The sequence below is a fragment of the Dyella sp. SYSU CM1112 genome, assembly GCF_058216415.1.
The window spans coordinates 1-13318 of sequence record NZ_JBZEGI010000011.1 but is presented as its reverse complement, the minus strand read 5'-3'; the positions used below and the strand labels follow the sequence as shown (position 1 = coordinate 13318).

The following is a 13318-nucleotide window of genomic DNA, read 5'->3' as shown; positions in this document are numbered from 1 at the left end:
GGATCTATTTGGTCGCCAGCCACGGAAGCGCGAGGGAGTGTTCGTCCGTACACGGCTGAGGGATGAGGCCGGAGGGTGGACAGACAGACCCATCCCGTTGGGTTGGCGGGTGAGCGGCATGGGCAGACATCTGCACAAAATCAGGGTCACCTCCCGCGCGTCGTCTCGCGTTAAGCCCGGCTGTTCGCTTCCAGCCTTGTCCTGCAAGGCGGAAGCGCTTCGCGTTTTCGCGTCCCTTGACTATCAAATGAGAATTATTATCATCTAATCGTCATCCCAAGACGATGGAGTCCTCGCCATGTCCACCCCCGGTACGCTCAGCCTCCCCCATTCGTCGCAGCCACTGACGCTGGCGAGCGTGGATAGCAGTGCCCCGGTCGCTTCTCCGATACGGCGCATTTCCAGCCAGCGCTTGCTGGCTGGCGAGCGCGAGCTGGTGATCCAGCATCTGGGCAGCGAATACCACCTGCGGGTCACCCGCAACGGCAAATTGATTCTCACCAAGTAAACCTGGTCGCCTCTGCCGGGCAGGGGCGATCCCATCCACCTGTTCGCCAGCACGCTCACGCCATGCCAGCCGGGTCCTTGCTCAGGAGAAGGCCATGTTTGGCTGGCTGGCAACTCGCTCATCCTGGTTTTGCCGTCACGCAACGCAGACAGTCGTGTCGCGCCGCATCCGGTCGACGACGCCTCACGCATGGTTGGATGCATTGCCTCAACTCGGCAGCGTGCTTTATCTGTACGACACTAAACGCGCAGTGATGACGGAAACCTTGCCCGCCGGATTGCTCGTCAACCAGCGGGCCTTTGCCCCTCTGCTGGATATCCATTGGTTGCTGACTGCTACCGTGATCACCAGTGATGGTCCGCGCGAGTGGTGTGAATGTATCGACCGCACAGGCTATACGCGTGCTCGTTTGCACCTGTTGCCGGATACGGATTATCTCGCCTGGGATGCGTTGATCACGTCGCGGGACGTCGATGACATGGCTCCGCTCGCCGACGCGCATCCGCTGAGGCCGGATAGCGCCAGTGTGGTGAATTTTCGTTTGCGCTCGCTCGCTGGCCTGCGTGTGCTGGAACACGATGAGCTGCCGCTTTCACCCTTGGGCCAATGCATTGCCGCACGTATTGCTGCGGCGGAATCCGCGCTCTTGCGTCCGTAAGCCTTGCATTGCTTTATCGGGGATCGGCTGCTTGCCGCCGACCGTTTCGTCTGCAAGACAAGCCCCTCCCCAGGCGGGCGTCCGGACGACTGTCCACTGTCCGGCGTCTGTCCGCGGACAGTGCTTTCCAGGGTGAGGCTGTCTCCAAGCCATTGATTGAAAGGAGTTAATTGGCGGTGCCGCGGCTGGCACGCAGATTGCTGAGTAGAGCTCGGGGCCGCACTGTCCGCGGCCTAGGACTGCATCCATGATTCGAGACACCTCCGCCCAGGATCGCCTGATCGAGGTCAAATCCAGCCCCAAGAAGAAACTGCTGTGGATCGGCGGCGCGGTCGTCGCCGTGGCCGTGCTGGCGTTCTTCTTGCCGGGCATCGCGCGGCTGTTCTCGGCCGACGCGTCGGTCAGTGCGTCGCGGTTGGCTTTTGCCACCGTGCAGCGTGGTCCTTTCGTGCGCGACATCGCCGCCGAGGGCCAGGTGGTCGCCGCGGTCAGTCCTACGTTGTATGCCACTTACGGCGGCGCCGTCACTTTGAAAGTGCATGCCGGCGATACGGTGAAGAAAGGGCAAGTGCTGGCAGTGATCGACAGCCCCGAGCTGGTCAACAAGCTTGCGCAGGAAGAGTCCAACGCCGATGGGATGGAGGTGGGCTACCTGAGCGCGGAAGTGGCCGCGCGCCAGAAGCAATCGCAGATGCAGGAAGCCTACGAAAACGCCAAGATCGATGAAGAAACCGCCGCGCGTAATCTTGCCCGCTATGAAAAAGCATATAGCCTGGGCGGTGTACCGCAGATGGACGTCGATAAGGCCAAGGACACGCTCACCAAGGCGAAGATCGTACTTGCGCATGCGCAATCCGATCTCAACCTCAACAGTGACAGCGGATCGTTCGATATCAGGGCGAAGAAACTCGCGCACGATCGTCAACTGTTGCTGGTCAAGGATCTGCAACGCCAGGTCGATGACCTTAACGTTCGTTCGCCAGTGGACGGCCAGGTCGGCCAGCTCTTCATCGCCGAGCGTGCGACGGTCGCGAAAGATGCACAGCTGTTGAGCGTGATCGATCTCTCCGCGCTGGAAGTGGAGGTGAAAGTGCCGGAAAGCTTCGCGCGTGATCTGGCCGTCGGCATGACGGGCGAGATCAGCGGCAACGACCAGACCTGGAAAGGCATCGTCAGCGCGATCTCGCCAGAAGTGGTCAACGGCGAAGTGGCGGCACGCGTGCGCTTCGAAGGTGGCACACCCAGGCAATTGCGCCAGAACCAGCGGCTGTCGGTGCGGATCCTGCTCGATCACCGCAACAATGTCTTGACGGTGCAGCGCGGTTCGTTCGTGGACGAATCCGGTGGCGCCTATGCCTATGTCGTGCGCGACGGTATCGCTACCAAGACGCCGATCCGCGTGGGCGAAAGCAGCATCGATAAAGTGGAAATCCTCGAAGGCCTGAAGGAAGGAGACAACATCGTGATCTCCGGCACCGACAACTTCAAAGGCGCACAGCACGTAGTTATCAGCCGATAGCGAATACTCCCTCTCCTGCGTGCAGGAGAGGGCTGGGGTGGGTGAGTCCTTGCGGCAAGCCTTCACCCCCTCCCAGCCTCCCTTGGTGAACAGGGGAGGGGCAAAAAAACCATGAAGGAAACCAACCATGTTGAAGATGACGCACCTGTCCAAGGTCTATCGCACCGAAGTGGTGGAAACGTATGCGCTTCGCGATTTCAATATCGACGTGAAAGAAGGTGAGTTCGTGGCGGTCACCGGACCTTCCGGCTCCGGTAAAACCACCTTCCTCACCATTGCCGGCTTGCTCGAAACGTTCACCGGCGGCGAATACCATCTCGACGGCATCGAAGTCAGCCATCTCGACGACAACGCCCGTTCGAAGATCCGCAACGAAAAGATCGGCTTCATCTTCCAGGCCTTCAATCTGATCCCCGACCTCAACGTGTTCGATAACGTCGAAGTGCCGCTGCGCTACCGCGGCATGAAGGCACCGGAGCGCAAAGAGCGCATCATGAATGCGCTGGACCGCGTCGGACTTGCCTCGCGCGCCAAGCACTATCCGGCTGAACTCTCCGGTGGTCAGCAGCAGCGTGTTGCGATTGCACGTGCGCTTGCCGGCACGCCGCGCCTGCTGCTCGCCGACGAACCCACCGGCAACCTGGATACGCAGATGGCGCGTGGCGTGATGGAGCTGCTGGAAGAAATCCATCGCGACGGCGCCACCATCGTCATGGTGACGCACGATCCGGAACTGGCCGCGCGTGCGCAGCGCAACGTGCACATCATCGATGGCCAGGTGGTGGATCTTGCCGAGGATCCGCGCTTCCACACCGCGTACACCACCGCCGCAGGACAGGTGCGCGGATAACCGGCCTTCCTCCCCTGTTAAGCAGGGGAGGACTCAGGCGGATGGCATGAGCTTGCCACCCGCGTGAAGCGTGCGCTCCCATGCTTGCTTCACGGGACGCACGAGCAGATGACGGCAAGGAGCCTCGCAAGCGGTTCTTTACACATCGAAACCAAGAGTCATACATGTTCACCTACTACCTTCAGCTCGGCCTGCGCAGCCTGCGCCGCAATCCCATGCTCACCGCGCTGATGGTGATGGCGATCGGCTTTGGCGTGTCAGCATCGATGATCACCTATTCGGTGTTTCGGGCCGTGTCTGGTGATCCGATACCGGAAAAATCATCCCGGCTTTTCGTGCCGCAGATCGATGCCTGGGGCCCGCAGCAAAATGAAAAGGGCGAGCCTGCGGGTGCGTTGACCTATACCGACGCCATGGCCTTGATGAAGGCGCATCAGGCGCCGCGTCAAACCTTCATTTATAAAGTGACGCTGTCTGCCTTGCCGCGCAGCGAAAACAGCGTTCCGTCTTCCGTAACCGGCTATGCGGTGACTGGCGATTTCTTTCCGATGTTCGACGTACCGTTCCTGTACGGCAGCGGTTGGAGTACGGCCGACGATGACAATCGTGCAGCGGATGTCGTGCTTTCCGAAGCATTCAATCAACGCATGTTCGGTGGCGCCAACAGCGTAGGCAAGGAAATCACGCTTTCCGGGCACGATTACCGCATTGTCGGTGTCGTCAAGCATTGGGACCCCAAGCCACGCTTCTATGATGTCTGGGGTGAATCCGGATTTGGCAACCCACCCGACTTTTATGTGCTGCTCAATCGGGCACTCGATCTAAAAACAGATAACGCAGGCCGAAACAGTTGCCGCGGAAATCTGAGTTTCAACGGTTGGAATGGATGGCTGCAGAGCGATTGCGTATGGCTGATGCCATGGGTGGAGTTGGATACCTCCGCGGATGTCGCGCACTATCGCCGATTTCTCGAAGCCTATGCCGCCGACCAGCAGCATGCCGGACGTTTCGGATGGGCACCCAATACGCGCTTGCGCAACGTGACCGAGTGGTTGGCGTACATGGAGGTGGTTCCGCCTGAAAGTCGCATTTCCCTGGTGGTGGCCTTGGGCTTCTTCACGATTTGCCTGGTTAATACGATCGGACTGCTGCTTGCCAAATTCATGCGTCGCGCTGGCGAGATCGGCGTGCGGCGCGCGTTGGGTGCGACCCGGTACGAAATCTATTCGCAGTACCTGATGGAGGCGGCAGCGGTTGGCTTGGCTGGCGGCTTGCTGGGCCTCTTGCTGACCGCGGTGGGCATGTCGGGCGTGGGTCTGTTGTTTGCCCCCGATATTGCCCAGCTCGCCCATCTTGATCTTTCACTCGTGGGGTTGACGCTCACCGTGGCGATCTTCGCCACGGTCGCCGCCGCGTTCTATCCCGCCTGGCGTGCCGCGCAAGTGCAGCCTGCCTGGCAGCTCAAGTCCAACTGAGGCGGAGAACCACTTATGCATATTCAACCCATTCTCGCCGCCCTGCGCCGACACAAAGCCGGCACGCTGCTGATTGCGCTGCAGATCGCGCTGACGCTGGCCATCGTCTGCAATGCACTGTTCATCATTCATCAGCGGTTGGCGCACCTGTCCGAACCCAGCGGTGTCGACGAACCCAACCTGTTTGTGATCCAAAACCTCTGGGGAGAGCAGTACTCCACCGATGAGGCCGCTGCACGCATCCAGCAGGACCTGGCAACGCTCAGGCAGTTGCCGAGCGTGCAGGACGCCACGCCCACCAATAGTTATCCGTTGGGTGGCATGGACTGGGACAACTTCATTACCTTGAAGCCGGATCAGGTCGAACAGACTACCGACGCGGCTTTTTACGTAGGCGATGAACAGTTTGTGCCGACGCTCGGTCTGAAGCTTATTGCCGGGCGAAATTTCCGCGCGGACGAAGTGCAGAACAAGGGGCTGCGGGAAAGCACCATGCCGCCCGTCGCCATTGTCAGCAAGGCAATGGCTCACAAGCTGTATCCGAACGGTGATGCGCTAGGCAGGACGTTCTATGCGATGAGTCCCACGCCGATCACCATCATTGGCATCGTGGATACCTTCGCCAGGCAGGATGTTTCGAGCTGGAGCACGCCGTATGCCGGAGAGTCGATGCTGGTACCGATTCGTCTGGCGGAGCCTTACGGCCTTCAGTACGTGGTACGTGCCAAGCCCGGCCAGCTTGAGGCTGCGATGCGCGAAGCACCGAAAGCTTTGTACGCGGAAAACCGCATGCGCATCATCCCGCCCAAAGACGGCGTGCTCAGCTACGCGCAGGTCCGTCACCGTGCTTTCGATACTGATCGCGGCATGGCTTTGCTGATGGGCATCATTTGCGTCGTGCTGCTGGCTATTACCGGCGCGGGCATCGTCGGACTCACCAGCTTCTGGGTGGGGCAGCGGCGGCGGCAGATTGGCGTGCGTCGCGCGCTGGGTGCCACGCATCGGGACATCCTGAATTACTTCCTGACGGAAAACCTGCTGATCAGCCTGGGTGGCATCGTCATCGGTGTGCTGCTGACATTTGGCCTGAACCTTTGGTTGGTCACGCGCTTCGAATTGAACATGCTGCCATTCACTTATGTGTTGGGAGGGGGCGTGCTCTTGCTGCTGCTAGGCCAGGGAGCGGTTTTTGCGCCGGCGCTGCGTGCGTCGCGTGTTCCACCGGTGGAGGCCACGCGTCCGGCATGACAATGATGCATACACCTAAGCAGCCAGGGGAGTGACCGGCAGATGCTCGCCTATTACCTTCGCCTGGGATGGCGCAGTCTGCGGCGCAGCCCCGTTCTCACGGCACTGATGGTGCTTGCCATCGGTGTCGGCGTGGCATCGTCGATGACGACGTACGCGGTATTTCGTGCGGTTTCCGGTAATCCGCTGCCGGACAAATCAGCTCGATTGTTCGCTCCGCAGATCGACGTGTGGGGTCCACAGAGCCGCATGCGTGGCGAGGATCTTCCTGACGCTCTTACTTACGCCGACGCTATGGCATTGATGCGCGACCACAAGGCCAAACGGCAGACGGCCATCTATCCCGTGCAGTTCACGGTGGTGCCGCCTGATCCGTCTGCCGAGCCGTTTGGCGTGAGCGGCTACGCTTCCTACGCAGACTTCTTTCCGATGTTCGAGGCGCCGTTTCTCTATGGGAGTGGCTGGTCTGCCACGCAAGACGAGGCGCGCGCGCCGGTGGTGGTGATCAGTCGCCAACTCAATCAGCAATTGTTTGGCGGCGCGAACAGTGTTGGCCGCACCGTGAGGCTGGATGATCACGATTACGAAATCGTCGGTGTGCTGCAGGACTGGAATCCACATCCGCGTTTCTACGACGTGAACAATTCGAATGGCTTCAGCGATCCTCCGGATGTCTTCATGCCATTCACCCGGGCGGTCGATGTGCAGACGGATACTGCGGGCAACAATAATTGCTATGGCAGCACCGGTCGTGCACCGGGATTCAATGGCTGGCTCAATTCGGACTGCGCCTGGGTGTCCTATTGGGTGGAGTTGCCAAGCGCCGCATCGGTCCTGGCGTACCGCAGCTATTTGCAAGCGTACGCCGCTGAGCAGAACCGCAGCGGACGTTTCCATTGGGCGCCGTATTACACCTTGCGCAATCTCACGCAATGGATGGATTACGAAAAAGTGGTGCCGCCGGAAACGCGCATTTCGCTGTGGCTGGCGCTTGGATTCCTGCTGGTCTGCCTGATCAATACGGTGGGACTGATGCTGGCGAAGTTCATGCGTCGCGCAGGCGAGATCGGTGTGCGCCGTGCGCTCGGTGCATCGCGGCGGGAAATCTGGGCCCAGTTTCTTGCCGAAGCGGCCATGGTGGGTTTGAGCGGCGGTGTGTTGGGAGTGCTGCTGACCGGTGTTGGCGTCTTGAGTATTGGCCTGGTGTTTGAACCGGACATTGCCCGCTTGGCCAGTATCAATGCAAGCCTGGTCGGTCTGACGCTGGCCGCTGCCGTGATTGCCACGGTGGCGGCGGCATTCTATCCAACCTGGCGCGCTTCGCGGGTGCAGCCGGCGTGGCAGTTGAAATCCCACTGAGGCGGCGACCGATGATGCAGATCCGACCGATTCTCGCCGCGCTCAAACACCACAAGGCAGGCACCTTGCTGATCGCCTTGCAGATTGCGTTGACCTTGGCGATTGTCTGCAACGCACTTTTCATCATCCACGAACGCCTGGCTCGCCTTGGGCAACCGAGCGGCCTCGATGAGACGAATTTGCTGGTGGTTCAAAACGAATGGGTAGGCAAGCCATCGAAGGACGAGATCGCCTCGTTGATGGCGACAGACCTCGATACGGTACGAAAGATACCGGGCGTACAAGATGTCTATGCCAGCAACAGCTATCCGCTCAGTGGCAGCGGCATCGGATATGGCATTGGCCATGATCCCGACAAGCGTAAATTCGTGGCGACGACGGCCGTTTACTTTGCCGACGAACACGCGCTGCCGACACTCGGCTTGAAACTGGTGGCTGGCCGCAACTTCCGTGCGGACGAAATCGGCCAGCTAGGCGGGCGCGACAAAATCGTGCCGACCGTCATCATCATCACGCGCGACCTTGCGCAACGGCTTTTTCCGGATGGCTCGGCCGTCGGCAAGCTTGCGTATGTGAGCGATAAACCGAGTGTCATCGTTGGCGTCGTCGATCGCATGCAATCGCCTTTCGTGGACGTGAGCGTGGCGCAGTGGTCCGGTTGCTCGGTTCTACTGCCGTTCCGCCAATTGACGGGTACGACCTACTACATGGTGCGAACGCAGCCGGGCCAATTGCTGGACGTCGCGAGACATGTGCGCAGTGCGTTATACGCGGAGAACCGGTTGCGGGTGATCAGTCCCAAGGACGGCGTGCAGACCTTCGCCCAGGTGCGTGCGGCTGCCTACAAGGGCGATCGCGGCGTGGCCATCCTGATGAGTGGTATCAGCGTGATCCTGCTTGCCATGACCGGCGCGGGCATTGTGGGGCTCACCAGTTTCTGGGTCGGCCAGCGCCGCAAGCAGATCGGTGTCCGCCGTGCCTTGGGCGCCACCCGACATGACATCCTCAGTTATTTCATGACGGAAAACCTGTTGATCGGGGTAGCTGGCGTGGTGCTCGGATGCGTGCTTGCGACAGCATTGAATCTTTGGCTGATGAAGCAGTTTGAAATAGGACGGCTTGCGCCCGGCTATGTGGTGGCGGGGGTGGTGACCTTGTTGTTGCTGGGACAGGCGGCGGTATTGGCGCCGGCGATGCGCGCGTCGAAGGTGCCGCCGGTGGAAGCCACACGGTCGGTGTAAAGGGTGAGGGGCTCTCGCGAGAGAGTGGTCAAGAAAAATGGAGAGCACATATGTTGGGCTATTACGTTGATTTGGCAGTACGCAGTCTGAAGCGAAGCCCCGGCCTCACGTTGCTGATGATTCTGGCGATCGGTTTTGGCGTGGCGGCATCGATGACGACGTATTCGGTATTCCGGGCGGTATCAGGAGATCCGATTCCCTGGAAGTCGTCGCGGCTGTTCGTTCCCCAGATCGATATATGGGGACCGAAAGGCCGCAGTGCCGGCGGTGATCCGCCGGATGCGATGGATTACAACGATGCCGTCGCACTGATGCAGGCGCATCGCGCCACGTTTCAGTCGGCGATGTATCGCGTATCGCCATCGATCGTACCGGCCGATCCCTCCAAGCATCCCATCAATGTCAGCGGTCACGCCGTCTATAGCGAATTCTTTCCCATGCTGGACGTGCCGTTCAAATACGGCGCCGGCTGGAGTGCGGAAGATGATGCGCAACGTGCTGCGGTGGTGGTTATCAGCAGTAAGCTCAACCAGAAGTTATTTGCGGGCGCGAACAGCGTCGGCAAGACGATCGACATGGAAGGCAAGGATTACCGCGTCGTCGGCGTGCTGAACCACTGGGATCCCAAGCCGATGTTCTACGATGTGGTGAACACGGGCGGCTTTACCAGCGGGCAGGACGATGTGTTCCTGCCGTTCCGCCGTGCCATCGACGTCGGCATGGGCAATGATGGCAACACCAATTGCTCGGAGATGCCAGCAGGTAAAGGCTTTGTCGGTTTGCAGCAGTCCACCTGTGTGTGGATCGCTTATATGGTGGAGCTCGATGACAAGGCTGCGGTAACGGCCTACAAGAATTACCTGGACGGTTACGCACGCGAGCAGAAGGAAAGCGGACGTTTCAGCTGGGCTCCGAATAATCGCCTGCGCGATCTACCGGCGTGGCTGGAGTCCGAGCACGTCGTGCCTCGCGATACCAAGGTTTCGTTGCTGGTGGCGCTCGGCTTGCTGGTGGTTTGCCTGGTCAACACCGCAGGTTTGCTGCTGGCGAAATTCCTGCGCCGCAGTTCGGAAATCGGCGTGCGCCGTGCACTGGGGGCGCCACGCCTGGCGATCTATGTGCAGTTCCTGGTCGAAGCGGCCATCGTCGGCCTGGTGGGCGGTGTGCTCGGCTTGCTGCTCACCTGGCTCGGCATTGTCGGGGTTTCCTGGGTCTTGCCCAAAGAGATTGCATCGCTGGCGCATCTCGACCTCGCCCTGCTGGCGCTTACACTGCTGGTAGCGGTCGTCTCGACCATGCTTGCAGGACTCTATCCCACGTTTCGAGCTTCACGCGTACAACCCGCGTGGCAGCTCAAAGCCAATTGAGGACGTGTCATGACCGTGCATCCGATTATTGCCGCACTACGCAAGCACAAGGCCGGCGTCGTCCTCATCGCTTTGCAAATCGCGCTTACGCTGGCGATTGTGTGCAATGCGATCTTCATCATTTACACGCGCATCGACAATGTGCGAAGGCCGACCGGGCTTAACGAGAACGATTTGTTTCTGGTGACTCAGCAATGGGTCGGCGCGCCAAGCGGAGACGATCCCGCCGGCGTGCAGAAGCTGGATGCCATGCAGCGCGAGGATGTGGCGGCGTTGCGTGCGCTTCCGGATGTTGCGTCGGTGGCGTCCGCCAATTCGCTTCCGTTATTGAATTCGAGCTGGAATGGTTCGGTAGCGCTCAAGCCGGGTAGCGACCTGCGTGCAGGCAATGCCAGAACGACTTATTACTTCGGCGACGATCAATTGCTTAGCACCCTGGGCGTTCGACTCATTGCCGGGCGCGCCTTCAATGCGGCGGACATCACCAACCAGGGTTTTCGCGATCCGGCCGAGCCTTCGATCGCCATCGTCACCAAGGCGCTGGCGGACAAACTGTTTCCCAAGGGCGACGCGGTCGGCAAGGTGATCTACCTGGACGGTGGCAGCAAACCCACTACGATCATCGGCGAGGTTGCGCGCTTGCAATCCCCTTCGGTCGATTCGTGGGCCAGCACCTTTGTATGGAACGCGGTGATCGAGCCGGTGCGACTGGACGCTAGTTTCTCGCGCTACGCGGTGCGTGCAAAACCGGGACGCCTGGTGGCGGCCATGCATGAGGTGCCGGATACGCTCTACAAGGTAAATCCGCTGCGCGTGCTCGACGACGACAGCGTGAAGTCCTTTGCGGACATTCGCGCGGAGGCCTACCGCGCCGATATCGGCATGGCCGTGCTGATGAGCGTGGTGTGCTTGATTCTGCTCGCGGTGACGGCGGCCGGCATCGTCGGACTGACCAGTTTCTGGGTGGGGCAGCGGCATCGCCAGATCGGCGTGCGTCGTGCGCTGGGTGCACGCAAAATAGACATCCTGCATTACTTCCAGCTTGAGAACCTGATGATCGCAGGGATCGGCGCGATCGTCGGCATTGCATTGGCCGTCGGGCTCAACATGGTGTTGATCGAGCATTTCGAGATGAACAGGATGCCGATGTACTACGTGTTGATAGGGCTATTGGTGGTCATGCTGCTTGGTCAGGCTGCGGTATTTGTACCCGCTCGGCGGGCATCCAACGTACCGCCGGTAGTGGCGACGCGTTCGGCCTGAGCGATACGGGGAGGCGGCCGTCATGCTTGCGGATTACGTGGATCTCGCCTTTCGAAGCGTGACGCGAAGCCGCGGCGCCAGCATGACGATGTTTACCGTGCTGGCTTTGGCGAGTTCTTCCGAAGAACAGCGTGCGCCAGGACGCCTTCAACGCGCACCCGGTGATCGCACGGGGCGGTTGCGAGTAAAAATTCATATACGTAGGCCATTCGGCATGGCAACCTTTTTGGCAGGAGCGGCATCCATGCCTGCATGTGTAGAAAACGAATGCGTACCGTACTGATCATCGACGACAACCCGACCGTGGGCGAGGCGCTGTCGCTATTGCTGTCCCTGCATGACGTGCGGCCTTTAGTGGCGTATACGCCGGATGCGGGGCTGGAAACGCTGGCGCGCGAGATCGTGGACGTGGTGATTCAGGATATGAATTTCACCACGGACACCACGTCCGGCGAGGAAGGCGTGGCGCTGTTTCGCGCCATCCGCGAGCGCCATGCGGATTTGCCGGTCATCCTGCTCACCGCCTGGACCCACCTGGAAACGGCAGTTGAACTGGTGAAAGCCGGTGCGGCCGATTACCTGGCCAAGCCCTGGGACGACGCCAAGCTGCTGGCGACGGTGGAAAACCTGCTGGAGTTGTCGGAATCCACGCGCGAGGTCAATCGCACGCGGCAGGAGCGCCGCAAGCGTCGCGATGCCCTGCAGCGCAAATACGATCTGGATGGACTGGTCTTCGCTTCCGAAGCCATGGCGCGCACGCTGGATCTGGCTTGCCAGGTAGCGCGTTCGGATGTCCCGGTGTTGATCACAGGACCGAACGGTTCGGGTAAGGAGCGGATTGCGGCAATCATCCACGCCAATTCGTCGGTCAAGAGCGGCCCCTTCGTAGCGGTGAACTGCGGTGCCTTGCCGAGCGAGCTGATCGAAGCGGAGCTGTTCGGCGCCGAGGCCGGTGCCTATACCGGTGCGAACAAGGCGCGCGAAGGCCGCTTTGAACTGGCCGATGGCGGCACCTTGTTCCTGGATGAAATCGGCAATCTGCCCTTGCCGGGACAGATGAAGTTGTTGCGCGTGCTGGAAACAAGCCAGTTCGAACGGCTGGGTTCCGGGCGTACGCGCAAGGTGAAGGTGCGCGTGCTGAGTGCCACCAATGCGGATTTGAAAGCGATGATCCGCGCGGGCACCTTCCGTGAAGATCTTTATTATCGGCTCAACGTGATCGACGTGAATCTGCCGCCGTTGTCCGAGCGCATCGACGACATCCTGCCGTTGGCCGAGTACTTCCTGGCTGGCCGTGCGGAACTCAGCGATGCCGCCCGCGAAGCACTGCTGGCTTACCCCTGGCCAGGCAATGTTCGCGAACTGAAGAATGCGATCGAGCGCGCAGCATTGTTGGCGGGTCAGAATGCGATCACACCCGAGCAGCTCAATCTGCCGCAGCTGGCCGGACCGGTAGTACGCAATCTTGATGAACCCAGCCGTGAAGTGGTGGAGTCAGCCTTGCATAGGGCGGATGGCGTCGTGAGCCGTGCCGCGCAAGCACTCGGCTTGTCGCGTCAGGCGCTTTATCGGCGCATGGAACGGTATGGGCTGATCTCGCAGGCCTGAGGCATGTGCTTGCCTGGAGGCTTTCGCAAGCGGGTGTCCGTCCTCCCTGCCTCGGATCGAAGTCCGGGGCAAACGCGCCTGCGAAGAAAGAAAGGAGCCCGCCTGAGGGTTTGAATGGGCGGTTGTAGTGGCCTAATCCCCTTGGACACCCCGATAGGTCAAACTGACCGTCGAGGTGAATCATGGGACGTAAAGAAATCAGCGAGGCCGTAAAAGCCCAGG

Annotated in this window: 11 protein-coding genes; all 11 read left to right on the top strand. The window is 60.3% G+C overall.

Going from position 1 to position 13318, the window contains the following annotated elements:
- The first annotated feature begins 298 nt into the window (after nt 1-298).
- Nucleotides 299-508, top strand: a complete 210-nt coding sequence (gene hemP, locus AC4HNJ_RS15305; RefSeq protein ID WP_490480458.1) for a hemin uptake protein HemP — start codon at nt 299-301, stop codon at nt 506-508.
- A gap of 94 nt (nt 509-602) precedes the next feature.
- Nucleotides 603-1166 (top strand): hypothetical protein, encoded by a 564-nt coding sequence (locus AC4HNJ_RS15300; RefSeq protein WP_490480457.1) that lies wholly within the window; start codon nt 603-605, stop codon nt 1164-1166.
- Nucleotides 1167-1413: 247 nt separating this feature from the next.
- Entirely contained in the window at nt 1414-2685 is a 1272-nt protein-coding gene (locus AC4HNJ_RS15295; protein ID WP_490480456.1) for an efflux RND transporter periplasmic adaptor subunit, read from the top strand.
- Nucleotides 2686-2812: 127 nt separating this feature from the next.
- Nucleotides 2813-3535 (top strand): ABC transporter ATP-binding protein, encoded by a 723-nt coding sequence (locus AC4HNJ_RS15290; RefSeq protein WP_490480455.1) that lies wholly within the window; start codon nt 2813-2815, stop codon nt 3533-3535.
- 164 nt (nt 3536-3699) lie between these two features.
- A complete protein-coding gene (locus AC4HNJ_RS15285) occupies nt 3700-5010 on the top strand; it encodes an ABC transporter permease (protein WP_490480454.1) in 1311 nt (436 codons plus the stop codon).
- Between the two features lie 15 nt (nt 5011-5025).
- Entirely contained in the window at nt 5026-6258 is a 1233-nt protein-coding gene (locus tag AC4HNJ_RS15280; RefSeq protein ID WP_490480453.1) for an ABC transporter permease, read from the top strand.
- 42 nt (nt 6259-6300) lie between these two features.
- Nucleotides 6301-7617, top strand: coding sequence for an ABC transporter permease (locus tag AC4HNJ_RS15275; RefSeq protein ID WP_490480452.1), 1317 nt, complete (start codon nt 6301-6303; stop codon nt 7615-7617).
- Nucleotides 7618-7628: 11 nt separating this feature from the next.
- On the top strand, nt 7629-8858 hold the full coding sequence (locus tag AC4HNJ_RS15270) for an ABC transporter permease (protein WP_490480451.1): 1230 nt from the start codon (nt 7629-7631) through the stop codon (nt 8856-8858).
- A gap of 50 nt (nt 8859-8908) precedes the next feature.
- Nucleotides 8909-10225 (top strand): ABC transporter permease, encoded by a 1317-nt coding sequence (locus AC4HNJ_RS15265; RefSeq protein WP_490480450.1) that lies wholly within the window; start codon nt 8909-8911, stop codon nt 10223-10225.
- Between the two features lie 9 nt (nt 10226-10234).
- Nucleotides 10235-11488, top strand: coding sequence for an ABC transporter permease (locus tag AC4HNJ_RS15260; RefSeq protein WP_490480449.1), 1254 nt, complete (start codon nt 10235-10237; stop codon nt 11486-11488).
- 267 nt (nt 11489-11755) lie between these two features.
- A complete protein-coding gene (locus tag AC4HNJ_RS15255) occupies nt 11756-13096 on the top strand; it encodes a sigma-54-dependent transcriptional regulator (RefSeq protein WP_490480448.1) in 1341 nt (446 codons plus the stop codon).
- Nucleotides 13097-13318: the final 222 nt, after the last annotated feature.

Bases quoted from the DNA above. Each gene is read 5' to 3' on its own strand.
- AC4HNJ_RS15300 (WP_490480457.1), top strand. From the start codon at position 603: ATGTTTGGCTGGCTGGCAACTCGCTCATCCTGGTTTTGCCGTCACGCA.
- AC4HNJ_RS15255 (WP_490480448.1), top strand. From the start codon at position 11,756: ATGCGTACCGTACTGATCATCGACGACAACCCGACCGTGGGCGAGGCG.
- AC4HNJ_RS15285 (WP_490480454.1), top strand. From the start codon at position 3,700: ATGTTCACCTACTACCTTCAGCTCGGCCTGCGCAGCCTGCGCCGCAAT.
- AC4HNJ_RS15280 (WP_490480453.1), top strand. From the start codon at position 5,026: ATGCATATTCAACCCATTCTCGCCGCCCTGCGCCGACACAAAGCCGGC.
- AC4HNJ_RS15290 (WP_490480455.1), top strand. From the start codon at position 2,813: ATGTTGAAGATGACGCACCTGTCCAAGGTCTATCGCACCGAAGTGGTG.
- AC4HNJ_RS15270 (WP_490480451.1), top strand. From the start codon at position 7,629: ATGATGCAGATCCGACCGATTCTCGCCGCGCTCAAACACCACAAGGCA.
- AC4HNJ_RS15260 (WP_490480449.1), top strand. From the start codon at position 10,235: ATGACCGTGCATCCGATTATTGCCGCACTACGCAAGCACAAGGCCGGC.
- AC4HNJ_RS15275 (WP_490480452.1), top strand. From the start codon at position 6,301: ATGCTCGCCTATTACCTTCGCCTGGGATGGCGCAGTCTGCGGCGCAGC.
- AC4HNJ_RS15295 (WP_490480456.1), top strand. From the start codon at position 1,414: ATGATTCGAGACACCTCCGCCCAGGATCGCCTGATCGAGGTCAAATCC.
- AC4HNJ_RS15265 (WP_490480450.1), top strand. From the start codon at position 8,909: ATGTTGGGCTATTACGTTGATTTGGCAGTACGCAGTCTGAAGCGAAGC.
- hemP (WP_490480458.1), top strand. From the start codon at position 299: ATGTCCACCCCCGGTACGCTCAGCCTCCCCCATTCGTCGCAGCCACTG.